21 protein-coding genes are annotated in these 21865 nt (G+C 66.4%); 7 read left to right on the forward strand and 14 right to left on the reverse strand.

Annotation, left to right across the window (positions count from 1 at the left end; all coding sequences use genetic code 11):
• Window positions 1-20 precede the first annotated feature (20 nt).
• The 4 genes from JYP50_RS07965 to JYP50_RS07980 all read right to left on the reverse strand — a co-directional run bounded on the left by JYP50_RS07965 (window position 21) and on the right by JYP50_RS07980 (window position 4991).
• Complete coding sequence (locus JYP50_RS07965) at window positions 21-1550, reverse strand: alpha/beta hydrolase family protein (RefSeq protein ID WP_206559966.1); 1530 nt, start codon at window positions 1548-1550, stop codon at window positions 21-23.
• A 69-nt stretch (window positions 1551-1619) separates the two neighbouring features.
• Complete coding sequence (locus JYP50_RS07970) at window positions 1620-2591, reverse strand: 3-hydroxyacyl-CoA dehydrogenase NAD-binding domain-containing protein (RefSeq protein ID WP_206559967.1); 972 nt, start codon at window positions 2589-2591, stop codon at window positions 1620-1622.
• Between the two features lie 20 nt (window positions 2592-2611).
• Window positions 2612-3493: a 3-keto-5-aminohexanoate cleavage protein gene (locus JYP50_RS07975; protein ID WP_206559968.1), complete on the reverse strand. Its 882-nt coding sequence runs from the start codon at window positions 3491-3493 to the stop codon at window positions 2612-2614.
• Window positions 3494-4028: 535 nt separating this feature from the next.
• Window positions 4029-4991 (reverse strand): GlxA family transcriptional regulator, encoded by a 963-nt coding sequence (locus JYP50_RS07980; RefSeq protein ID WP_206559969.1) that lies wholly within the window; start codon window positions 4989-4991, stop codon window positions 4029-4031.
• Window positions 4992-5089: 98 nt separating this feature from the next.
• Here JYP50_RS07980 and JYP50_RS07985 point away from each other — a divergent pair, with 98 nt between their 5' ends.
• Together JYP50_RS07985 and JYP50_RS07990 are read left to right on the forward strand one after the other, a co-directional pair.
• Complete coding sequence (locus JYP50_RS07985; protein WP_206559970.1) at window positions 5090-5569, forward strand: thioesterase family protein; 480 nt, start codon at window positions 5090-5092, stop codon at window positions 5567-5569.
• Complete coding sequence (locus JYP50_RS07990; protein ID WP_206559971.1) at window positions 5566-5967, forward strand: hypothetical protein; 402 nt, start codon at window positions 5566-5568, stop codon at window positions 5965-5967. Before JYP50_RS07985 ends, JYP50_RS07990 begins: the two co-directional genes overlap by 4 nt.
• On the opposite strand, the gene JYP50_RS07995 is transcribed toward JYP50_RS07990, so the two are convergent.
• From JYP50_RS07995 to JYP50_RS08015, 5 genes are all read right to left on the reverse strand, one after another.
• On the reverse strand, window positions 5926-7860 hold the full coding sequence (locus JYP50_RS07995) for a VWA domain-containing protein (protein WP_206559972.1): 1935 nt from the start codon (window positions 7858-7860) through the stop codon (window positions 5926-5928). The genes JYP50_RS07990 and JYP50_RS07995 overlap by 42 nt on opposite strands.
• Before the next feature lie 6 nt (window positions 7861-7866).
• Window positions 7867-8691 (reverse strand): CbbQ/NirQ/NorQ/GpvN family protein, encoded by an 825-nt coding sequence (locus tag JYP50_RS08000; protein WP_206559973.1) that lies wholly within the window; start codon window positions 8689-8691, stop codon window positions 7867-7869.
• Window positions 8692-8707: 16 nt separating this feature from the next.
• Window positions 8708-10054, reverse strand: coding sequence for a cbb3-type cytochrome c oxidase subunit I (locus tag JYP50_RS08005; protein ID WP_206559974.1), 1347 nt, complete (start codon window positions 10052-10054; stop codon window positions 8708-8710).
• 24 nt (window positions 10055-10078) lie between these two features.
• Window positions 10079-10531 (reverse strand): c-type cytochrome, encoded by a 453-nt coding sequence (locus JYP50_RS08010; protein ID WP_206559975.1) that lies wholly within the window; start codon window positions 10529-10531, stop codon window positions 10079-10081.
• A 204-nt stretch (window positions 10532-10735) separates the two neighbouring features.
• Window positions 10736-11176 carry an RrF2 family transcriptional regulator gene (locus JYP50_RS08015; RefSeq protein WP_206559976.1) on the reverse strand — a complete coding sequence of 147 codons (441 nt, stop codon included), beginning with the start codon at window positions 11174-11176 and terminating at the stop codon, window positions 10736-10738.
• A 286-nt stretch (window positions 11177-11462) separates the two neighbouring features.
• Between JYP50_RS08015 and JYP50_RS08020 the strand changes: the two genes are divergently transcribed.
• The gene (locus tag JYP50_RS08020) at window positions 11463-12209 is read left to right on the forward strand and encodes a helix-turn-helix transcriptional regulator (protein ID WP_206559977.1); all 747 of its coding nucleotides are present in this window, start codon (window positions 11463-11465) and stop codon (window positions 12207-12209) included.
• A 15-nt stretch (window positions 12210-12224) separates the two neighbouring features.
• Here the strand turns inward: JYP50_RS08020 and JYP50_RS08025 are convergent, their stop codons facing one another.
• Together JYP50_RS08025 and JYP50_RS08030 are read right to left on the reverse strand one after the other, a co-directional pair.
• The gene (locus JYP50_RS08025) at window positions 12225-13823 is read right to left on the reverse strand and encodes a BCCT family transporter (RefSeq protein WP_206559978.1); all 1599 of its coding nucleotides are present in this window, start codon (window positions 13821-13823) and stop codon (window positions 12225-12227) included.
• A gap of 28 nt (window positions 13824-13851) precedes the next feature.
• A complete protein-coding gene (locus tag JYP50_RS08030) occupies window positions 13852-15984 on the reverse strand; it encodes a TonB-dependent receptor (RefSeq protein WP_206559979.1) in 2133 nt (710 codons plus the stop codon).
• A gap of 251 nt (window positions 15985-16235) precedes the next feature.
• Here JYP50_RS08030 and JYP50_RS08035 point away from each other — a divergent pair, with 251 nt between their 5' ends.
• Genes JYP50_RS08035 through JYP50_RS08050 form a run of 4 tightly spaced genes read left to right on the forward strand, consistent with a single transcriptional unit; the run spans window position 16236 to window position 18394 of the window.
• Entirely contained in the window at window positions 16236-16535 is a 300-nt protein-coding gene (locus tag JYP50_RS08035; RefSeq protein WP_206559980.1) for a hypothetical protein, read from the forward strand.
• Window positions 16532-16975: a hypothetical protein gene (locus JYP50_RS08040; RefSeq protein ID WP_206559981.1), complete on the forward strand. Its 444-nt coding sequence runs from the start codon at window positions 16532-16534 to the stop codon at window positions 16973-16975. Before JYP50_RS08035 ends, JYP50_RS08040 begins: the two co-directional genes overlap by 4 nt.
• The gene (locus JYP50_RS08045) at window positions 16950-17213 is read left to right on the forward strand and encodes a hypothetical protein (RefSeq protein ID WP_206559982.1); all 264 of its coding nucleotides are present in this window, start codon (window positions 16950-16952) and stop codon (window positions 17211-17213) included. The genes JYP50_RS08040 and JYP50_RS08045 overlap by 26 nt, the downstream gene beginning before the upstream one ends.
• Window positions 17210-18394, forward strand: a complete 1185-nt coding sequence (locus tag JYP50_RS08050) for an AI-2E family transporter (protein WP_241262945.1) — start codon at window positions 17210-17212, stop codon at window positions 18392-18394. Before JYP50_RS08045 ends, JYP50_RS08050 begins: the two co-directional genes overlap by 4 nt.
• Here JYP50_RS08050 and JYP50_RS08055 read toward each other — a convergent pair whose 3' ends face one another.
• Genes JYP50_RS08055 through JYP50_RS08065 form a run of 3 tightly spaced genes read right to left on the reverse strand, consistent with a single transcriptional unit; the run spans window position 18395 to window position 21432 of the window.
• Window positions 18395-19906: a DHA2 family efflux MFS transporter permease subunit gene (locus JYP50_RS08055; protein WP_206559983.1), complete on the reverse strand. Its 1512-nt coding sequence runs from the start codon at window positions 19904-19906 to the stop codon at window positions 18395-18397. It lies immediately after the preceding gene.
• Window positions 19907-20986, reverse strand: coding sequence for an efflux RND transporter periplasmic adaptor subunit (locus JYP50_RS08060; RefSeq protein ID WP_206559984.1), 1080 nt, complete (start codon window positions 20984-20986; stop codon window positions 19907-19909).
• Entirely contained in the window at window positions 20983-21432 is a 450-nt protein-coding gene (locus tag JYP50_RS08065; protein WP_206559985.1) for a MarR family winged helix-turn-helix transcriptional regulator, read from the reverse strand. The genes JYP50_RS08060 and JYP50_RS08065 overlap by 4 nt, the downstream gene beginning before the upstream one ends.
• Window positions 21433-21865: the final 433 nt, after the last annotated feature.

Below are 21865 nucleotides of genomic sequence, written 5' to 3' on the forward strand. Positions count from 1 at the left end.
GCGCCTGGCCCCCGCCCGACTTACCCGTCGAAACCCCGCAACTGCAGCGAGGTCTGGTGCCGCGCCCAGGGATTGCCTTGCAGCGTGCGCAGGCCGGACTCGTCGCCGCCCAGGGTGAAGTCGAAGAAGGCCAGGGCCATCTCCCGCTGGATGCGGTGGGCGGTGTCGGCCTCCAGCAGGGTGTAGTTCTCCCCGGGCTGGAAAAACCGCGCGAAGGTATCCGGCTTCAGTTGCGGCCACCAGTAGGGGCCGGACACGCCGAAGCTGCCGTGGTTGGTGTTCTTCACCACCGCCAGTGCGGCGGGCACCTCGGCGGCCGCCACGGCCTGCTCCAGCACGGGGTAGGGGTGCTCCGCGGTCGGCGGCGCGGCGCCGGCGGAGGCCGCCACCCGCGCGCCGAGGCCGAGGATCAGGCTGTCCTCGCCGCCGGCGAGGATGAAGGTGGGCTTGTGCAGGCTGGCCAGGGCGAAGGGGCCCTCCGCCGCGAGGATGGCCGACTCGCCGGGCGACGCCACCCGCATTTCCGGCGGCAACCCTTGGCGGATGTCCGGCATCGACGGCGGCACCACGGCGAAGCCCGATGTGAAACGCTCCTCCAGCATCAACCCCGCGAGGGTGGTGGCGCCGCCGAAGGAGCGCCCCATCAGGCCGATGCGCGACAGGTCCAGGCGACCGGCGAAGCGGCCCTCGCGGTTCATGGTTTCCAGCTCGTCGAGTACCGCCCGCAAATCGTTCACCCGCTGCAGCAGGGACTGGTCCAGCTGGCCAAAGCCCTCCGGCGAGAAGCCCTGGCCCAGCGGTGTATAGCTCTGGCCGTAGGTGTCCTCGCTACCGTAGACGCCGTGACTGTCCAGCAGCGGCAGCACCTCCGCCATCGCCGCGCGGAAGGCGGGGTCGCCGCTCTCAGGGTCGAGGGCCGGGTCGCTGCCGATCATGGCGTAGGGGGAGTTGCCGGTGTGGTCGGCGGCGATCACCACATAGCCGTGGCGCGCCAGGTACTGGCTGGCGGTGGCCATGTTGTAGCGGCTGCCGGCGTCGCCGTGGGAGACCACCACCACCGGGAAGGGGGCGCCGGCGCTCGCCAGCGGCGCATCGAGGTAGCTGTCGCGCTCGCGCTGGAACAGCTCCTCGATGGCGTCGTCGATCTGTGCCTGGTCGACCCCCTCGCGCACGCTGTCGGGGGTCAGGTGGAAGAAGGTGGTGGCGGTCATCATCCGCCGGTGGACGTCCCGGTCGCCGAACACGTAGTCGCCCCAGGTGGGGCGGCGGCTGTCGGCGTCGAGGCTCTCCGGGTCCACGGGGTACCAGATCTCGGTGATCAGGGTACGAATACCGCTGTGCACGCCGGCCACCGCGTCGAAGGGCCGGCTTTCGTCGTGGATGAAGAAGGTGCTGGAACCCACCGCGTAATCGCGCGTCGCGGGTGTTGCCGCGCCCGGCGTCGCCTTGTCACCAGCGGTTTGCGGGGGGGCGCCTTCGCAGGCCGCCAGTACGCCGAGCGCGGCGGCGGTGAGCAGGGCGCCGAGGGCGCGCAGGCAGCGGTGGGTCATGGCTGTCTCCTTGGTCTTGGTTGTCGTTGTGTTTGCTGTCGTTGTCGCTGGTCGCTGGTCGCTGGCGCTTTAGCGGTCGATGCCCTGTTCCCGGCGGTACTCGCCGAGCACGCGCTGGATGCGGATCAGGCAGTCGTCCAGCTCTTGGGCGAGCTCCGCCATGCTGCGCCCGCCGGTGGCCGCGTCGAAGCCCTCGACCATGTCGTTGTAGAGTTTATCGGTCAGCTCCGGCGCCACCAGGCGGGTCCAGGGTTCCTTCAGCGAGGGGCCGAAGTGGTCCAGCATGCGGCGCATGCCGCCCTCGCCGCCGCACAGGGCCATGTTCGCACAGGGCCCCATGATGGCCCAGCGCAGGCCGGGGCCGTAGGCGATGGCCTTGTCGATGTCGGCCACGCTGCACTCGCCCTTGTCCACCATGTGCAAGGCCTCGCGCCAGATGGCATCCTGCAGGCGGTTACCGATAAAGCCCGGCAGTTCGCGCTGCATGCGCGCCACCTGCTTGCCGTTGAGCTGGAAAAAGGTCGCCGCCCAGTCCACCGCCGCGTCGTCGGAGCGCTCGCCGCCGACCACCTCGCAGAAGGGGATCATGTAGGGCGGGTTGAAGGGGTGGCAGACCACGGTACGCCCGGGATTTTTACAGTCGCGCTGGATGTCGGTCATCAGCAGGCCTGAGGTGCTGGAGGAGATCACCACGTGCTCCGGTGTGAGCGCGTCCAGCTCGGCGAACAGCGCCTGCTTTTGCGCCAGGTCTTCCGGGGTGCTCTCCTGGATGATGTCCACGCTCTGGCAGAAACCTTCGAGGGAATCGGCAAAGCGCAGGCGCTCGGGGCTCGCGCCCTCGCGCAGGCCCAGTTGTTCCAGCACCGGCCACTTGTCCGCGACCTTGTCGCGCAGGCGCGGCTCGGCGCCGGGGGCGCTGTCCCATACCAGCACGTCCTTGCCCATGCGCAAAAAGTGCAGGGCCCAGGCGCCGCCGATGACGCCGGTGCCGAGGATGCCGACGGTGGTGACGTCTTCGGGGGTGGGTCGTTGTGTCGTCATTGCCGAGTCCTCCATGACCATTACTGGCTGCCCCGCAGGCCGAGAATTTCCCGCGCTCGCGCGGGGCTGGCGGTGCTGCCGCCCATGGCGCGGATGATGCCGGCGGCCCTGTCCACCAGCTCGCCGTTGCTGGCGAATACGCCGCGCTCCAGGTAGAGGTTGTCCTCCAGGCCTACCCGCACGTTGCCGCCGAGCAGGACGGCCTGGGCCACCATCGGCATCTGCAGGCGGCCGATGCCGAAGCCGGCCCAGTTGCAACCCGCCGGCAGCATGTCGACCATGGCTTTCATCGCGGTGGTATTGGCCGGCGCGCCCCAGGGTATGCCCAGGCACAGCTGGTACAGGGCGGGGGCCTCAAGCAGGCCGTCGGCGTGCATCTGGTTGGCGAAGGCCAGGTGGCCCAGCTCGAAGACCTCCAGTTCCGGCTTCACGCCGATGGCTTTCACCCGCGCGGCCATCTCCCGCAGGATCGGCGGGGTGGAGATGTACACGTAGTCGTCGCCGAAGTTGATGCTGCCGCAGTCCAGGGTGCAGATCTCCGGCCGCAGCGCCTCGATATGGGCGATGCGCTCGGCGGCGCCGATCATGTCGGTGCCTTCGCCGCCGACGCCGGGATTGTCGTCCCCCGGCACGAAGTCGCCGCCCATGCCGGCGGTGATGTTGATGATGATGTCGGAGTCGCTGTCGCGGATGCGCTCCACCACCTCGCGGTAGAGCGCCAGGTCGCGCGAGGGCGCGGCGCTGTCGGGATCGCGCACGTGCAGGTGTGCCACCGCGGCGCCGGCGCGCCCGGCCTCGATGGCGGCATCGGCGATCTGCGCGGGGGTGACGGGGAAGTTGGGGTGCTTGCCCGGGTTGCCGGCGCCGGTGACGGCGCAGGTGATGATGGTGTCGGGGTTCATGCTGCCTCCTCGGATGTTGCCGCACACCCTAGCGCAGCGCGCCAAAAGGTTTTGCGGGAATACGAAGAGTCTTTGCCGGAATGCGACAGAAGGCGGCCGTGCCGGCGTGCGCATGGTGGGTATGTTGGGCCGCGCTGGGTCGGCCGAATGAATTCGGCCCTACAGGGGGCGCGCCACACGTCCGTGTAGGGTCGAATTCATTCGACCAAAAGCGGCGGAATGAATTCCGCCCTACAGGGGGATGCGCCACACGTCCGTGTAGGGTCGAATTCATTCGACCAAAAGCGGCGGAATGAATTCCGCCCTACAGGGGGGCGCCACACGTCCGTGTAGGGTCGAATTCATTCGACCAAAAGCGGCGGAATGAATTCCGCCCTACAGGGGGATGCGCCACCGTCCGTGTAGGGTCGAATTCATTCGACCAAAAGCGGCGGAATGAATTCCGCCCTACAGGGGGGGCGCCACACGTCCGTGTAGGGTCGAATTCATTCGACCAAACCCACCAAAACGACGATACCGGCCCAACACCCCCCGCCTACCGCCGCCGCTCCCCCCGCGGCGAATAGCCAAAATGCCGGTGGTAGCTGCGCGAAAAATGCGAAGTGGAACCAAAACCGCAGCGCAGGGCGATATTGGTGATGCTGAAGCTGGTCTGCTGGAGGAGCAGCTGGGCTTTTTCCAGCCGCAGGCGGCGGTAGAAGGCTAGCGGTGTGGTGTCCATGTGGCCGCGGAACAGGCGCTCCAGCTCGCGCTCGGAAATGTGCACCATGCGCGCCAGTTCGGGAATCGGCAGGGGGTGTTCGAAGTGCCGCTGCATGTTCTCGATGGTCTCCAGCAGCTTGGCATTGGCCACGCCGTAGCGGGATTGCAGCGACAGGCGCTGCGGATCGCTGCCCTCGCGCATCGTGTGGTAGATCAGCTGGTCGGAAATCGCCGCCGCCAGCTCGGCGCCGTGCTGTTGCCGCACCAGGTAGAGCATCATGTCCAGGCCCGACAGTCCGCCGGAACAGGAAAAGCGGTTGCGGTCGATTTCGAACAGTTCCGGCACCACGTTGACGTTGCGAAAGGCCTCCCGGTAGCTGTCGTGGTTCTCCCAGTGGATGGTGGCGCTGTAGCCGTCGAGCAGCCCCGCCGCCGCCAGGATGTAGCTGCCGGTATCCTGGCCGCCCAGGTCGACGCCGAGGGCGGCCAGGCGGCGCAGGGCGCCGGTGAGTTTGCCGCTGAGCTGTTCCTGGGGGTGGAAACCGGCGCAGACCACGAGGGTGTCGATGCCCTCGACCCGCTCCACCGCCTGGTCCGCCATCAGGCTGATGTCGTTGCTGGAGCGCACCGGGCGGCCGCGCAGCGACAACATCTGCCAGTGGTACAATGCCTCCCGCGCCAGCGTGTTGGCCCAGCGCAAGGGGTCCACCATGGCCGACAGGCCGATCATGGAAAAGCCGGGCAGCAGCAGAAAGCCGATGCGCTGCGGCGCGGTGGGCGAGGGGTCTCCAAACATTTGGCGGTTTTGAGCAGGTTTCAGTCGGAAAATTTACACAAGTTTACACCTTTCACGCCTAGTATGTGGCCCGCACAGCCAAGCACACGGAGTTAGCCATGGATTTCAACGACTACTTTCCCGCCTGCCGGACCCCGGTGTCCGCCGACTGGATCGACTACAACGGCCATATGAGCGAAGCCTTCTACGTGCTGGTGTTCGGTTTCGCCACCGATGCCTTGCTCGACGCCATCGGGGTCGACGAGACCTATCGCGCCCGTCACCACAGCTCGGTCTACACCCTCGAGGCGCACGTGCGCTACCTGCGGGAAGTGGGCGAGGGGGCGCCCCTGCAGGTGTTCAGCACCGTGGTGAACTCCGATCACAAGCGCCTGCACGTGCACCATGGCATGCAACGCGAGGACAGCGGCGAGGTCCTGGCGACCAGCGAGCTGATGCTGATGTACGTGGACACCGAGAGCGGCCACTCGGCGGACTTCCCCGCGGCGATCGGGGCCAGTATCGCGCGCTTCCGGTCCCGCTATCCGGGACGGCCCGCGGAGGGCGAGCTCGGGCGCGTGATTGCGCTGCCGCGATGAGCGCCGTGGCAATCGACCATTCCCCCGGCAAGTCGGCCAGTGGCCGCGGGGTGGCGGTGATTGTCTACGGTTTGTTGCTCGGCAGTATTTTGACCCTGGTCACCGCGCCACTGGGAGCCGCGCTGGCTTGTCTCTGGCGTCGTCGCAGCGCGGCCTGGGTTGCAACACACCTGCGTTTCCAGATTGCGACTGTGTGCTGGGCGGTAGCTGGCTTGTTGCTGGGGGGTGTACTCTGGTGGTGGCTCGGACGGCAGGGGCTGGCCGCCGAGTGGGCCTGGACACTGGGCTACGCCGTGTTCACGGCACAGCTGGCCTGGCTCGTCGGCCGCTGCGCGTTTGGGCTGCACCGGCTGACCTCAAACCGCCCCGTGGGTAATCTGGCGGTAGAGGCGCGGTAGGGCCGCGACCAGGTTTTCCGGCCGGCGAACCATGGCGTAGGCGCCGCGCCCGAACAGGCGCGGTATGTACTGGCCGGCCTCGCGGTCGATGGTGATCGCGAATACACGAATCTGCTGTTGCCGGGCATCCAGCACCGCGCGGCGGGTATCCTCGATGGCGTAGCGCCCCTCGTAGTAATCGGTATCGTTGGGTTTGCCGTCGCTGATCAGCAGCAGCAGGCGATGGCGATTGGGGCGCTGGGCCAGTTCAAAGGTGGCGTGGCGGATGGCGGGCCCCATGCGGGTGTAGGAGCCCGGTTCCAGGGCGGCGATGCGCCGGTCGACCCGCGCGCCGGTTTGCTCCTGGAACGTTTTGATGTGATTGATCCGCACCCGGTGACGCCGGTGCGAGGTAAAGGTGGCGATGGCGTAGTCGTCGCCGCAGCGCGCCAGTCCGTGCGCCAGTACCCACAGGGCCTCGCGGCTGACATCGATGATCCGGCGGTCCTCCAGCCAGGCCTCGGTGGACAGGGAGTTGTCCACCAGCACATTGACGGCCAGGTCGCGGGCCTGGGGGCGCGCGGCCAGGTACAGGTGTTCCGCGGGCACTCCGGTCGCCACCTGATCGCAATACGCGCGTACCACGGCATCGGTATCGAGGTCCGGCCCGTCCCGCTGTCCGCGCAGCACCACGCGCCGTGGCCGCAGGGCCTCGAATTGCCGTTGCACGCGCAGGACCCTGCGGTGCGTCGCGGCGTCGGGGTGCCAGGGTTTGCTACTCTCACTGTGAAGGCCGGTAAGCACGCGGCTCTGCTTCGGCAAGTAGCGCTGTTTGCGGTAATCCCACTCGGGATAGGTAAACTCGCCCTCCAGTTGCCCCGCGAGCACCGTGTCCGGTGCCAGCTCCAGTTCCACGTTCAAGCGCGACGCGGCGCGTTTGATGTGCGGGCTGAGTGTCAGTTGATCCAGTTGTTCCGCGGTCCTGCCGGCCTTGTCATCAGGCTCGTCGTCGACCATGCGGTTCAGGTTGACCATTTCCGCGAACGACAGCATTTTTTCAAAGCGATTGAATACCAGTGGATCGTCCCGTTCGCTCTGGTCCTGGCGCTTGCGCGAGGCCTTGCGGGCGCCGCCCGCAACGCTTTGGCCATCCCCCTCGATCCTGGGGTCGTCATCCCCCGCCGGCGCGTCCCGCGTGCATGTGGCTCCCGGCTCCACCACTCCCCATAAAGGCACCGGCAGGAAGCTCCTGTAGCCGCGAGGGGCGTGAATGTCGTCGAGTGAGCGTGACCGATCGAACACGGCCTCAAGTACGGGGTCGGACGCGAGCGTGGTTCCCGTGAGCAGCGCCCGCACGGCCGCTTCAATGGCGGCTTCCGCGGGCGGCAGTTGCCCGCGCGGCGGGCGCGCATTGAGTGCCGCCGCACTCAGTCGCTGGTGAAGTGCGAACAGGCCGGGAAATTCCCCTAGCACATTACAGCTGGCCTGCCTGGCCAGGCGCAGCGCCCGGATGTCGGCACGCAGGGCGTCAGTGTCGCGTGCGGGAGCTTTGGCGCTGGCAAGGAAAGCGGCCAGCCAGTAATAAAGTTCGCGATTGAGTTGCCGCCGGGGAAACACATCGATGCGTACGGGTAGCTGCACGGCCTCCTGGCTCCGGCTCGGCCGCTCCAGCATTTCGCTGTCGAAGCCCAGCCGCTGGCGCAATGTCAGGCGGTGGCGGGATTCCCGTGACGAAATAGCGTGGATGGGCAGGCCGGGGTCGCCGCCGGCAATGCGGAAAAACACTGACAGTGCCGGCGCTATTGTCGCCAGTGTGACCGCCGCGTCGGGATATGTCGGATAGCTCCGCGCCCGGGAGGCCCAGTGGTGCCAGCGTGCCCCAACCCACTCCTCCAGTTCCAGTGACAGCGCCACCGCGACTCAGTCCTCGCCGAAGGTGGCCCGCAGCGCTTCCAGCAGGCCGGCCTGCACATCGGCGTCGTCGGTGAGGGGTTCCACCAACGTGGCGCGAGCGGCTTCGAGCACGGGCACGCCGGCCTGAATCAGGGAGCCGCAGTAGATCAACAACCTTGTCGAAACGCCTTCTTCCAGGTCCTGTCCCTTGAGGGCCCGCAGGCGGGCGGCGAGGTTGACCAGGGCCGTGGCCCGGGGCGTGTCCAGGCCGCTCTCGCGGGCCACGATGTCGCGTTCCTGTTCCGGGGGCGGGAAATCGAAGGCCAGCGCCACGAAACGCTGCCGGGTGCTGGGTTTGAGTGCTTTGAGTATGTGCTGGTAACCGGGGTTGTAGGACACCACCAGCATGAAATCGTCGGGCGCCTGCAGCTGCTCGCCAGTCCGTTCCAGCGGCAGCAGCCGGCGGTCGTCGGTCAGCGGGTGCAGTACCACGGTGACATCCTTGCGCGCCTCCACGACCTCGTCGAGATAGCAGATGCCGCCTTCGCGCACGGCGCGGGTGAGCGGTCCGTCGACCCACTGGGTTTCTCCGTCGCGCAGCAGGAAGCGGCCGGTGAGGTCGGCGGCGGTCAGGTCATCGTGACAGGCGACCGTGTACAGGGGCCTGTCGAGACGCGCGGCCATGTGCTGGACAAAGCGGGTTTTGCCGCAACCTGTCGGGCCCTTGAGGAGCAGCGGCAGGCGCTGCTCGAAGGCGTGCTGGAACAGCGCGCACTCGCCGCCAATGCTCTGGTAGTAGGGAATTTGCGTTGCGCCGCCGGACCGGCCGGCGGCCATTTCCAGATGATTCATTGCGGGGCCCGTCGCCTCAGGTTGTGCCCAGTGCGGTCTGGGATGTCGCCGGAAGTTGTTCCCGGGCCGGGCCGAAGACCGCGTACAGGTAGAGCAGCGCCGCCACCGCCACCACCGCGCCCGCCCCGAGCCGCATGGCGTAGAACAGGCCGAGCTGGGCCTGGACCTCCATGTAGTTGATGCCCATGACCCGTTGCATGTGGGTCTGCACCACGCCGGCGAAGGTCAGGGTAAAGGTCATGAAGCACATGGCGGAGGTCATCATCCAGAAACTCCACATATTGAGTATCTGGTTGTAGGGCTGCATGCGCCGCAGCTGTGGCATGGCATAGGTGATAATGGCGAGTACCATCATCACGTAGGCGCCGTAAAAAGCCAGGTGGCCGTGGGCCGCGGTCACCTGGGTGCCGTGGCTGTAGTAGTTGACGAAGGACAGGGTGTGCATGAAGCCCCAGACACCGGCGCCGAAAAAGGCCACGGTGGCGCTGCCGAGCGTCCACAGCATGGCGCTCTTGTTCGGGTGGTTGCGGCGCCCCTTCCAGAACATGTAGAAGGCGAACATCACCATGGCGAAGAAAGGCGCGACTTCCAGGGTGGAAAAGATGCTGCCCAGGGGCTGCCAGTAGCCCGGCGTGCCAATCCAGTAGTAATGGTGCCCCGTGCCCAGCAGGCCCGAGAACAGGGCCAGGCCGATGATCACATAGAGCCATTTCTCAATCACCTCGCGGTCCACGCCGGTCATCTTGATCAGCAGATAGGCCAGCAGCGAGGCCATGATCAGCTCCCATACGCCCTCCACCCAGACATGCACGATCCACCACCAGTACAGCTTGTCCAGGGACAGGTTGCTGGGGTTGTAGAAAGCGAACAGCCAGAACACCGCGGCTAGCCACAGCCCCAGCATGAGCACCAGGTTGATCGCGGTTTTGCGGCCCGCCAGCAGTGTGCGCGTGGTGTTGTACAGGAACATCAGGAAGGACACCGTGATCAGTACCTTGCACCACAGCGGCTGTTCGAGAAATTCGCGCCCCTCGTGGATGCCGAACTGATAGCTGAGCAGGGCGCCGGCGCCCGCCACGGCGAATATCGCCAGGCCCAGATAGGCCAGCAGCGGGCTGTGAATATCCTGTTCCGCCTCTTCCGGCAGCAGGTAGTAGGTGCTGCCCATGAAGCCGATCAGCAACCATACAATCAACAGGTTGGTGTGGCTCATGCGCATGATATGGAAGGGCATGGCCTCGGCGAGAAATTCCGGCAGGACGTAAACCGTGGCGGCGAGAATGCCAAAGACCACCTGCAGAACAAACAGGGCCATGGCCACGGCAAAGAAAGGCAGTGCGACTCGCTGGCTCTCGTATTTCATGCGCTTCTCCTTTTTCGCGTGCGCCTAGCCCACCGGGTGCGGCGGCCAGTCCTGCGTGTCGATGGAGTCGGTCCAGTGGAAGAAGTCCACCAGGGCGTCGAGTTCTTCTTCGCTGAGGTCGAAGGCGGGCATCCGCCGCCTGCCGGGGGCGTTCAATGGCTGTGCCTTGATCCAGGCCTTGATGCCCTGCCGGGCGGCTTCCGGGTTGTCGCGCCCTCCGTAGCGGGTCCAGACGTTGCCGAGCTCCGGTGCGAAGTACGCGCCCTCGCCAAGAATGCTGTGGCAATTGATACAGCTGTGCTTTTCCCAGACGTGTTTGCCCCGGGCCACGGACTCGGTCAGTCCCTCCCTGTCGGTGGAGACATTCACCACGTACCAATGGCTGTGGGCGGTCAAGGCGGCAAAGATCAGGAAGAAAAACGTGGAGCCACCGAAGAAGATATTCCTCGCGGCATTGCGCGTAAGCAGTTCGTTCATCTCTCCCCCCAAAGAAAGGATGCCCGCGGGCAGCTCTTTTATAACATGTATTTCGTATGCATTATATAAGACCTGTCTCCGCCAACAGTCAACCGTTATCTAGTGGTGATTGATGCAGGTCAAAGCGCGCGGGTAAGGTGGTGGGGGGCTTGGCTCCGCGGTATCGCAATTACCCGGGTAAATAAAGCCCGGGCACGCCTGTGCTCAGGGGGCAATCGCCAGCAGTTCGCGCAGCCGTCGCGCCTCCCTGGCGGGCAGCAGGTCGGCCAGGCTCTGCTGGTCGAGTACCTCCAGGAATGCCGCCGTGGCCCGGGCGAAGGTCTTCTTGAGTTCGCAACCGCCATCCAGAATGCAGCTTCCCGCTCCTCCCATGCACTCCACAACGCCCAGCTCGCTTTCCATGTCGCGAAACACGGCCCCGAGGCTGATCATTTCGGGGGAGCGCGTGAGTCGCAGCCCGCCACTCTTGCCCCGCGTGGTCAGCAGGTATCCACAGCGAGCCAGCCTGTGGACGACTTTGGTCAGGTGGTTGCGTGAAATCGCGTAGCGTTCGGCTATCTCGCCAATGGTCGCCGCCTCGCCATTCTTGAGAGCGACATAGATAAGTACGCGCAGGGCGTAGTCGGTGTGGCGGGTAACGCGCATGCTGAGTCTCTCCCCTAAGCGGGGCGTCCATCGGGGCGGGTCTGGTGAGTGTCGGGCTGTAGATTATCACGAATAACAAGGGTCCTGCCGACGACGGGCTTGTTGCGAGAGTCCTCCCGGCGAGGCTGGCGGGTGCGCTTGGGTCACGGGAAGACGGGGTAAGGCGGGACGAAATGCGGGCTGGCGTCTGGTTTGGAGGAAAGGTAACCTCTGGCCGGGGAGGGTGCCTCGGGCACCTGTTGAGCGAACTGGATAAAGCTGTACCGTGGTGATCAGGGAAGATATTTTGGCGTTGTGGGATGCGCTGGCGGACTATCCGGCCTGGGAGATGGATGCCGCGCTGGATCACTTGCTCGAGACGCTGTGCGGGCTGGTGGGTGCCCACGACGGCTACTGGGTCGGCGCGGTGCGTGTCGACGAGCCGGAGGCGGAGGACCCCTACCTCGGGTGGCGACCCCTGCGGGTCAGCTACCTGAGCCGCGAGCCCAACAGCGAGCGGATCAGCCGACGCCTGTCGCGGGCGGTACAGCGCGGCGACAACATTGACCCCATCGCGGTGCAGATTCGCTATGCGGGCCGTTTCCGGGTGCACACCCTGCGCGACATCATGCCGCCCGCTTTTTTCGATTCGGAGCATTTCGACCAGGTGTACCGCGTGCGGAATATCAACGACACCCTGTTTGCGGTGTTTCCCCTGAACGAGGACACTGAGGCCTACTACGGATTTCACCGCACCAACGGCGAGACCTACAGCCAGGAGGATTATCAACTGGTCGGCACCGCTTTGCGCGCGATTCGTTGGTTCCATCGCCAGCTGTTCCTCAGCCACGGCCTGCTGATTGCCCAGACGCCGCTGTCGCCGGCCCATCGACGGGTTCTGCACCGCCTGCTGACCCGTGACAGCGAGGCGACCATCGCCGAAAAACTTGAATTGACTCCCGCCACCGTGCACACCTACGTGCGCGATATTTACCGCGGCCTCGGCGTGCGCAGCCGGGCGGCGCTCACCGCCCTGTGGCTGGGGTGCGCGTGAGCGGCCGGCGCGGGCTCAGTCGTCCCTGGCGGGGGCGTCGGCCGGCAGCACCAGCACCGGTTTTTTCACCGCCCCGCCGAAGTCCTGCCTGAGCCAGCGCAGCAGGGCCACGGCCAGCAGCAGCAACACCGGGATCAGCGGCAGCGCGGTGATGATGGTCAACGACTGCACCGTTTTCAGGCCGCCGACGACCAGCAGGCCCACGGCGATAAAGGCCAGGGCAAAGGCCCAGGTCAGGCGGTTGCGCCGCGACGGTTCCTGGTCGCCGCGCAGGTCGTGGGTGCTGATGCTGGCCAGCACGTAGGCGGCGGAATCCAGGGTGGTGGCCAGGAAGATAAAGCTGAGGAAGGTGTAGACCGCGATCATCAGCCCGCCCAGGGGCATCTGCCGCACGATGTCGACCACCGTGGCTGAAATGCCCTGACCGGCCAGTCGCTCGACCACCGGCAGGGCGCCGGACAGTTCCAGGTCCAGGGCGTAGCCGCCGCAGATGGCGAGGAAGGAACAGCAGCCGAGGCTGCCCCAGCCGATCACTCCCAGCACCAGGTGGCGGATGGTGCGGCCGCGGGAGATGCGGCCGAAGAACAGCCCCATCATCGGCGCGTAGGACACCCACCAGGCCCAGTAGAACAGGGTCCAGGCCTCGGGGAAGCCGCCGCGCTCCACCGGGTCCAGCCAGAAGCTCATGCGGGTGAAGTTGTCCAGCATCAGGCCCAGGCTGTTGGCGCTCAGCGACAGGATGAACACCGTGGGCCCGGCGAACAGGATGAACAGCAGGATCGCCATCGCCAGGCCGATGTTGATGTCGCTGAGCACGCTGATGCCCTTGTGCAGGCCGCGGTACACGCTGGCGCCGAACAGCAGCGTCCAGAAGGCCAGCACGCCGAAGCGGGTCAGCAGGTTGTCGGGGATGCCCAGCAACTCGCCGACAAAGGCCGACACCAGGGGCACCCCCAGGCCCAGGGAGGTGCCGGCGCCGCCGATCAGGCCGATGATCACCAGGGTGTCGATCACCGGTTTCCAGCGGCGCCGGGCGGGGCTGTTCAGTACTGGCGCGCAGGCCTCGGAGATGCGCAGGGCGTGGCGGTCCTTTACATACAGCATGTAGGCCACCGGCACCGCCGGGATGGCGTACAGGGCCCAGGGGATGAAGCCCCAGTGGAACTGCCCGTACATGTGCGCCCATTCCACCGCCGCGCTGGAGTGGGCCTCAACCCCCAGTGGCGGCGTCGACAGGTAGTAGATGGGCTCGACGAAAGCCCAACTCACCAGGCCGATGCCGATACCGGCGCTGAACATCATCGCCGCCCAGGGGATCTCCGCGAACTCCACGCCGTCCCCGGCCTTGCCCAGTTTCACCTGGCCGTAGCGGCCGAAGGCCAGCCACAGGGCGAACACGAAGGCGCCGCCGCCGGTGAGTACGAACAGCCAGCCGAACTGGCTGGTGACGAAGTTCATCGCGGCGCGGGCGGTGGCCTCGGCCTGCTCCGGGAAGCCGGTCAGGTAGATGCCCGCCGCCAGCACCAGCAGCAGCGAGGGCGCGAACACCGCCCAGTCGATGCGGGCACCGCTGGGCAGGTCGCTGGAGTGGGGCGTGTTCAGTGTTTCCGGCATGGTGTCCGCTACACTACCTCAACCGGCTTCAAAATGCGTAGGAGGCGGTCACGCCCCACATGGTGGGGTCGCCGTACACCGGGTGGCCGTCGCCGAGGCCGGCCGTGAAACTGTGCACCACGTACTCCTCGTCGGCGATGTTCTTGCCCCACAGGGCGAATTCCCAGCCGTTATACATGCGCAGGGCGGCGCGGGCGTTGACCAGGCTGTAGCTACCGGCGCCGCTCTCGATCACGTTGGCGGTGCTGAAATACATCTCGTCGGTGTAGGTCACGTCGGTGCGCAGCAGCAACTCGCCCAGGTTGCCCAGGGGCTGGGTGTACTGCAGGCCCAGCGAGCCGCTGGTGTCCGGCGCGCGCATCAGCTGATTGCCCTCCACCGCGGGGTTGGCGGGAAACGCGGTGTACTCGGTGTCCATCACGTTACCGGCCAGGAAGATATCCAGGCGCTCCAGCGGGGTCCACCAGATTTCCAGTTCGAGCCCTTGCATCTCGGCGTCGGCGGTGGCGGTGATCACCTCGGAGGTCTCCACGTCGACGAAAAAGTTCTGCAGGTCCTGGTAGTCGCTGTAGAACAGGTTGGCGTTGATGCGCAGGGTGCTCTCCAGCAGCTCCGACTTGAAGCCCACCTCGTAGCTTGACACCACCTCCTGGTCGAAGGGCTTCTCCGCTTCCACGCGGGTCGCCGCCAGGCCGTTGTAGCCGCCGGCCTTGTAGCCCTCGGCCCAGGTGGCGTAGAGCATGATGTCGTCGCTGAGGTTGTATTCCAGGCCCAGTTTGGGGGTGAACTTGCTCCAGGTCTCCTCTTCGTCCACCGCGTAGGCCTCCAGCAGGTAGCCCAGGATGTCGGGGTTGCTGGTGACATTGGTGAACTGCTTTTCATCCCAGGTGTAACGGCCGCCGGCGATCAGGCTCAGGCGTTCGCTGAGGTACCAGGTGGCCTCGCCGAACACCGAGGCGCTGGTGCTGTCCATCTCGGCATCCCACAGGGGCCGGGAGGCGCCGGGGATGCCGATGGTGCCGGAGGAGTCGAAGGACTCCAGGCGGTCCACTGACTCGTCGAAATAGTAGGCGCCCACCGTGTAGCCGAAGCCCTCCATCTCGGCGGCGTAGCGCAACTCCTGGGAGAACTGGGTGGACTCCTCCTCGGCGTCGTTGGTCAGCGACAGCACCGACCAGGTGCCGCTGAGGTCGTCGAGGAAGCTGTAATCGTTGGCGCGGTAGGCGGTGATCGAGGTCAGGGTGCCGGGACCGACTTCCCAGTTCAGGGTGGCGGAGGCGCCGTACAGCTCGCGCTCGGTGAAGCCGTCAAAGTCCAGCGACACCCTGTCCACCGGCTCGCCGGGCAGTGGCGGCGCCACGTTGATGGTACTGCGGGCCGCCGGACCCCGGAGGTCGTCGTCCCTGCCGTAGTCGGCCGACAGCAGCAGGTCGGCGTTGGCGCCGAGATCGAAGGCCAGCTTGGCCCGGGCGCTGATGTTGTCCTCGTTTTTCAGGTCGTGGCCGGTGACCACGTTGTCCACGTGGCCGTCGCGCTGGCGGCTGGACACCGCGATGCGGCCGCGCACGCTGCCGTCCGCGGCCAGCGGGCCGCTGAGCATGCCGTTGATGGCCAGCAGATTGTAATTGCCCGCGGTCACTTCCGCGCGCGCCTCCAGCTCATTGCCGGGTTTGTTGGTGATGATGTTCATGGCGCCGCCGGCCACGTTGCGCCCGTACAGGGTGCCCTGGGGGCCGCGCAGCACCTCGATGCGCTGCACGTCGAACATGTCGGCGCCGTAGCCGCCGGCGCGACCGGCGTAGACCTCGTCGATGAACACGCCAATGGAGGTGTCGTCGCCGACGCTGCTGGAATTGGTGCCCACGCCGCGGATATAGGGGGCCGGGGTGGTCGGGTTGTAGTTGGAGATGGAGAAGCTGGGGGTGTGGGCGGTGACGTCGCCAATATCCAGGATACCACTGTTGCGGATGGTGTCCTCGCCGAAGGCAGATACGGCCACCGCCACCTGCTGCAGGTTCTCGGATTTTTTCTGCGCGGTGACGATCACCTCTTCCAGCGCGGCGGCGACCGGCAGGGCGGCGCCGCCCAGCAGGCCGGCGGTCAGCAGGCGCGCGAGGGGCAATCGCGGTGATCGGGGTTGTCTGTTCGGCAATTGGCTCATGGTGTCATCTCTCCGTATCCGTCGCGGTGCAAATAGAAAGAACTCAAAAGGAATGGCGCGTATCATACGGCGTGGATAGCTTATTATTTGACGAAATACGACGCTTTGTTGTCGTAAGCCGCAGAACAAAGGCTTTGAATACGAATAATCTTGGCCCTCGAGCGCCTCGCGGGACCCGCATTCCCTTGGCGCGGCTCCGGGCCATACGCTAGTCTGGTGTGTCCGTGGTTGAGTGAAGTGGAGTGCCGACGATGCCTGCACAAAGTGAATCGGGAGCAAAGGATCGGGAAGCGGAGCTGGCCGCCAGCAAGGCGGCCGCGATGGAGGCCTACGAGAAGTTGCTGGACGCCCGCCTGCATTTTCGCCAGGCGGCGGCAGCGGCCGGCATGGACCTCAAGGAAGAGGCCCTGGAGCAGATCCAGCACGGCCGCGAGAAGGCCGAGGAACTCGGCGCCGAGGCCACCCGCTACGTGCGGGACAAGCCCCTGGCCAGCCTGGGGCTGGCCTTCCTGGCGGGCTATATCCTGGCCCAGGTGTTCGGCCGCCGATGAGCGGAGCCGGAGACGCCGGGCCCCCGGAAAGCCCGGCCCCGGCCGGGGCGCGGGAGCAGGCCGAGTGGTTACAGTTGTTACAGCTGACCGCGGATACCGGCAGCGACCTGGGCCAGCTGTTGGTATTGGAGCTGCGCCTGGCCCTGGCCAGTCTCGGGCGCATGCTGTTGCTGGCGCTGGCCTTCCTGCCGCTGTTGCTGCTCGCCTGGTTGGGCCTGACCCTGCTGCCCGCGGTGCTGTTGTACCAGCACAGTGGCTCCCCCGCGCTGGGCGTGTTGCTGTTCCTGGCCATCCAGCTGATGGCGCTGGGCGGCATTGCTATGGCCTGGCTGCGCTATCGCAAGGGTTTGGGCCTGCCGCGCACACGGCGCCAGTGGCGGGCTTTTACTGGAGAGGGTACCGGGGAGGGTGGCGGTGAGCCTGAAGTCGCTGAACCTTGAAATCCGCGAACTGGATGCGCGTCTCGATGCCCGCCAACGGCGCCTGGGCGAGTTGCGAGCAGGCGCCGTGACCCGCCTGCGGGCCGTGCCTCCACTGTGGTGGCTTGGCGGCGGCCTGGCGGCGGGCTTCCTGATGGGCCGCCGCGGCGGCGCGGCCAGCCTGCGCCGGGTCCGCACCGGCCTGCGCCTGGTGTCGCTGCTGCCCCTGGGGCTGGGCATGGGAGTGGGCGAGCTTTGAGCGGTCCCGAGACGCCGCCCGCGACGGCGGCGGGATCGGCCGCGAAAAAGCGGGCGCCGGGCATCGCTGCCCAATACTGGCTGTTGGGGCTGGCGGTACTCTACACCCTGTACTTTGCCAGGACCCTGCTGATTCCCATTGTGGTGGCACTGCTGTTCGCGCTGCTGTTGAGTCCGCTGGTCAATGCCCTCAAGCGCTTCTATGTGCCGCGCAGCCTTTCCGCCTTTGTCCTGCTGGCCTGCATCGGCGGGCCCGTGGCCCTGTTGGGGGTCGAGCTGGCGGAGCCGGCGCAGAAGTGGCTCAAGCGGTTGCCGGAACTGGGCATGCAGCTGAGCGAGGAGCTGGACTCGATCACCGAGTCTCTTGCGCCCCGGCAGGAGCCCGCGCCGGTGCCGGAGCCCGCGCCCCCGAAGGAAGAGGGGGGCTTCACTTTTTTCGGCCTGTTCGGCGATGACGAAGAGCCCGCGCCGCAGCCGCTCCCCGAGCCGCCCCCGGAACCCGCCCAGGGCGCAGTCACCGAGAAGTTGCTGCAGGGAAGCCTCGAACTGGTGATCTCCGTGGTCGGGGCCGCGCCACTGCTGCTGGTGCAGCTGCTGACCTTCGTGATCCTGGTGCTGTTCCAGCTGATTTTCGGCCAGCGCCTGTGGCAGGGCGCGATCGAGATTTTCCCCCGGGTGCGCGACAAGCGGCAGGCCGGCCTGGTGGTCGCGCGGGTGCAGCGGGAGCTGTCGCGCTACATTCTCACCGTCAGCCTGATCAACACCGCCCTGGGGGTGACCACCGCGGCGGCGTTGTGGCTACTGGGGGTGGATGACGCGCTGCTGTGGGGCGCGCTGGTCGGGCTGCTGAATTTTGCACCCTATGTCGGCCCGCTGGTGGCGCTCTGCGTCCTGGGCCTGGCCGGCCTGGTGCAGTACGGTCTCGAAGCGACGGCACTGCTGCCGGCGCTGGTTTACTTCCTGATCAACATGGCCGAGGCCCAGTTCGTCACGCCCCTGGTGCTGGGACGCAACATGCGCCTCAACCCGCTGGTGTTGGTGCTGTGGCTGATCGTGTGGGGCTGGCTGTGGGGCGCCGCCGGCGTGCTGCTGGCGGTGCCGTTGCTGGTGTGCCTGAAACTGGCCGCGCAGCAGCTCGATATCCTGCAGTACTGGGTGCGCCTGATCGAGACCCGGGCCTGATCAGGCGGCGGCCGCCCGGCCCGCCTCGCGGCGCGCCCGGTGGTCGGGGTTGGACAGCAACAGCACCAGCGGCATCGCCGCGATATTGATCAGCATCAGCAGGTGGAAGTCGTTGACGTAGGCGATTTCCGCCGCCTGCCGATTCAGCTCCTGCATCACGCCGGCGGGCAGCGCCAGCAGCTCGCCGGTGCCGGGCAGGCCCGCCAGGGTTTCGGCGCCGCCCTGTAAGCGGGCGCCCAGTTCCTGCTGGTTGATCCACAGGCTGCGCGACAGCACCGCCATCACGATCGACACCCCGATACTGCTGCCGAGGTTGCGCGACAGGCTGAACAGGGCTGTCGCCTCGTCGCGCAGGGTGGGCGACAGGGTGGCGTAGGCCAGGGTGGAAACCGGCACGAACACCAGGCCCAGTCCCAGGCCCTGCACGATGCCGGTCAACACCAGCTCGCGCTGGCCCACTTCCATGGTGAAGCCGGCCATGTGGTGCAGCGACAGCGTGACCAGGGCCATGCCCACCAGGATCACCCAGCGGGCGTCGAAGCGCCACAGCAGGCGACCCACCGCCAGCATCGCGATCATGGTGCCCACGCCGCGGGGCATCAGCACCAGCCCGGTGGTTACCGCCGAGTAGCCCTTCCACTGCTGCAGGAAGGGCGGCAGCAGGGCCATGGTCGCCAGCAGTACGATGCCGACGACAAAGATGAAGATCACCCCGGAGACGAAATTGCGGTCGCGGAACAGGGCCGGTGACAGGAATTTGTTGTCGGTGGTGGCGCTGTGCACCACGAACAGGTAGAGCCCCAGCACCGCCAGCAGGGCGTAGAACTGCACCTCCAGGGACTCGAACCAGTCGACATGCTCGCCGCGGTCGAGCAGCAGCTGCAGGGTGGCCACCGCCAGCGCGATAAAGGCAAAGCCCCAGCGGTCGAAGCGCTGCTGGCGCCGCTCGGTATCGGGCAGGAAGAGGTAGATGCCCACCAGCGACAGGATGCCCAGCGGCACGTTGATGTAGAACACCCAGCGCCAGCTGTAGGTGTCGGTCAGCCAGCCCCCCAGCGAGGGGCCCAGGATGGGGCCGAGCATCACGCCCATGCCCCAGATGCTCATCGCCGAGGCCAGTTTCTCGCGGGGGAAGGTGTCCAGCAGCGTGGCCTGGGACAGGGGTACCAGCGAGGCGCCGAAGAGCCCCTGCAGGGTCCGCCAGAACACCATTTCCGTCAGCGAGGCGGCCTGCCCGCACAGCATGGAGGTGATGGTGAAGCCGGTCACCGACCACAGGAAGATATTGCGACGGCCGAAGCGCTGCGCCAGGTAGCCCACCGGCAGGGTCATGATCGCGGTGGCGACGATGTAGGAGGTCAGCACCCAGGTGATCTGGTCGCCGCCGGCGCCCAGCGAGCCCTGCATGTGGGGCAGGGCGACGTTGGCGATGGTGGTGTCCAGCACCTGGATGATGGTGGCCAGCATGATGCTGCCGGTCACCAACAGGACATTGCCGCGGCGCTCGGTCATTTAGTTGGCGTGCACAGATCCCAGGACGATCTGTTTTTCATCGCCGGCGGCGGCCACCGGCAGCGGAGCGCCGGGTTGGCTGGTATCGATGCGCACCTCGGCGCTCATTCCAGCGCGCAGCGGCAGTTGCTTGCCGTCGGCGCCCGTCAGCCGCAGGCGCACCGGCACGCGCTGTACCACCTTGACCCAGTTGCCGCTGGCATTCTGCGCCGGGATCAGGGCGAACTCGGAGCCGCTGGCCGGGCTCAGGCTTTCCACCACCGCCCGCCACTGGGTGTCGGGGTAGGCGTCGATCACCACGGTGGCCCGCTGCCCGGGTTCCACACCCGCCAGCTGGGTTTCCTTCAGGTTGGCCTCGACCCAGGTGTCCTCGGTACTGAGCATGCTGATCAGGGTCAGGCCAGAGGGCACCATTTCGCCCACCTGGGGCACCTCGTTGGCGATGATGCCATCGGCCGGCGCGAACACCTCGGTGCGCGACAGCTGGTAGCGCGCGCGGTCCAGTTGTGCCTGCGCCACCTGCAGGTCGGCCTGTTGCTCCAGCGGGGTGCCGCTGTCGCCGCCCAGTTCGGCCGCCAGGCTCGACAGCTTCTGCCGGTTAATGGCGATCTGCGAGTGGGCCCGGGCCAGGGCCTGGCGCGCTTCGTCCAGCTGCGCCTCGGAGACTGCCGCCGGCCCCATTTTCTCGTTGCGCTGCAGCTGGCGCTGGTAGAAGTCGGCGTCGCGCTGTGCCTGTTCCAGTGCCGCCGCGACCTCGGCGTAGTCCGCGCGCCGCGCCAGCAACTGGTTTTTCACCTGTCCCAGGTGAGCCTCGGCCTCGGCCACCGCCAGGCGAAAGGGGGTGGCGTCCAGGCGCACCAGCAGTTGGCCGCGCTCGACCCGCTGGTTGGCGCGCACCGTCACGTCGGTGACGATACCGCCGACATCGGTGGCCAGGGCGATCTTGTCGGCCTTGATGTAGGCGTTCTCGGTGTGCACGCTGCCGGCGCCGCCGAGCAGCAGCCAGGCGGCCACGCCGGCGGCGACCAGCGCGCCGCCGCCCAGGCCGAGCCGGCGCAATATGCGGGTGGATCTGCTCACGTTGTTTCCTCGACTTCGCGGCTCAGGTTCTGCCGAACCCGGCCCAGTAAATGCTGTAGTTGTCCAATCTCGTCCTCCGACAGCCCCGCGAGTGCCTCGCGACGGGTTTCCAGCGCCAGCCGCTGCAGCGTTTCCAGGGCCGGCTGCGCCGCTCCGGTCAGGTGGATGCGGAAGCAGCGACGGTCACTGTCGTCGCGGCAGCGCTCCACCAGGCCCTCCTGCTCCAGGTTGTCGATCTGCCGGGCGAGGCTGATCGGCGCCACATCCAGGCGCTCGGCGAGCTCGGCCTGTTTCAGTCCCTCCTGCTGCGACAGGTGCCACAGCACCTGCCAGCGCGAACGCGTCAGCCCGTGGGCCTTGGCGCGGCGGTCGAAATTGCGCCGCAGCAGCCGGGCGGAGCTGTGCAGCTCGAAGCTCATCTGCGCGGCCTGGTCCCGTTTGGACATGTAAGCTTCCTGATGTTAGGTGATGCTTATTATAAGTATGCTTATAATAATTGCAAGCTGTCCGGTTGGGCCATTGATGTAACAACCCAGTGTTGATGAGAATCATTGAATGAGAGAACGGAGGGTTTGGTTCTCAACAGAGTTGAGAACGCGAACGGGGGGGGGTACGGTCAGGGGGGGCAGTCGGATTGGGTGCGGATAACCCTAGTCCATAACTGGGAAAATGTTTTCCCTGTCTGGTAGGCGTGCCGCTTGTTACGAAGGCCCTACTGTATTTGGTGAAGAAATCGAGTAGATCGATGCGCGATTGAGTGGGGCATGTCGTCCATGTTTTCGCCTCTGCACATTGTCTGCGTGTGTACGGTAGTCGAAGGGGTGGAGGAACTGGCAAGCCGTTTTTCAGGGGGCCCCGCTGGAAACTAACGCCCCAAGG

This window comes from Parahaliea mediterranea (genome assembly GCF_017255185.1).
GTDB lineage: Bacteria > Pseudomonadota > Gammaproteobacteria > Pseudomonadales > Halieaceae > JAFKCZ01.

Coding starts and splice junctions, on each gene's coding strand:
- JYP50_RS08005 (WP_206559974.1), bottom strand. CDS start 10,054: ATGAAATACGAGAGCCAGCGAGTCGCACTGCCTTTCTTTGCCGTGGCC.
- JYP50_RS08035 (WP_206559980.1), top strand. CDS start 16,236: ATGCCTGCACAAAGTGAATCGGGAGCAAAGGATCGGGAAGCGGAGCTG.
- JYP50_RS07985 (WP_206559970.1), top strand. CDS start 5,090: ATGGATTTCAACGACTACTTTCCCGCCTGCCGGACCCCGGTGTCCGCC.
- JYP50_RS08030 (WP_206559979.1), bottom strand. CDS start 15,984: ATGAGCCAATTGCCGAACAGACAACCCCGATCACCGCGATTGCCCCTC.
- JYP50_RS08015 (WP_206559976.1), bottom strand. CDS start 11,176: ATGCGCGTTACCCGCCACACCGACTACGCCCTGCGCGTACTTATCTAT.
- JYP50_RS07970 (WP_206559967.1), bottom strand. CDS start 2,591: ATGACGACACAACGACCCACCCCCGAAGACGTCACCACCGTCGGCATC.
- JYP50_RS08000 (WP_206559973.1), bottom strand. CDS start 8,691: ATGAATCATCTGGAAATGGCCGCCGGCCGGTCCGGCGGCGCAACGCAA.
- JYP50_RS08010 (WP_206559975.1), bottom strand. CDS start 10,531: ATGAACGAACTGCTTACGCGCAATGCCGCGAGGAATATCTTCTTCGGT.
- JYP50_RS08065 (WP_206559985.1), bottom strand. CDS start 21,432: ATGTCCAAACGGGACCAGGCCGCGCAGATGAGCTTCGAGCTGCACAGC.
- JYP50_RS08040 (WP_206559981.1), top strand. CDS start 16,532: ATGAGCGGAGCCGGAGACGCCGGGCCCCCGGAAAGCCCGGCCCCGGCC.
- JYP50_RS08025 (WP_206559978.1), bottom strand. CDS start 13,823: ATGCCGGAAACACTGAACACGCCCCACTCCAGCGACCTGCCCAGCGGT.
- JYP50_RS08055 (WP_206559983.1), bottom strand. CDS start 19,906: ATGACCGAGCGCCGCGGCAATGTCCTGTTGGTGACCGGCAGCATCATG.
- JYP50_RS07990 (WP_206559971.1), top strand. CDS start 5,566: ATGAGCGCCGTGGCAATCGACCATTCCCCCGGCAAGTCGGCCAGTGGC.
- JYP50_RS07975 (WP_206559968.1), bottom strand. CDS start 3,493: ATGAACCCCGACACCATCATCACCTGCGCCGTCACCGGCGCCGGCAAC.
- JYP50_RS07965 (WP_206559966.1), bottom strand. CDS start 1,550: ATGACCCACCGCTGCCTGCGCGCCCTCGGCGCCCTGCTCACCGCCGCC.
- JYP50_RS07980 (WP_206559969.1), bottom strand. CDS start 4,991: ATGTTTGGAGACCCCTCGCCCACCGCGCCGCAGCGCATCGGCTTTCTG.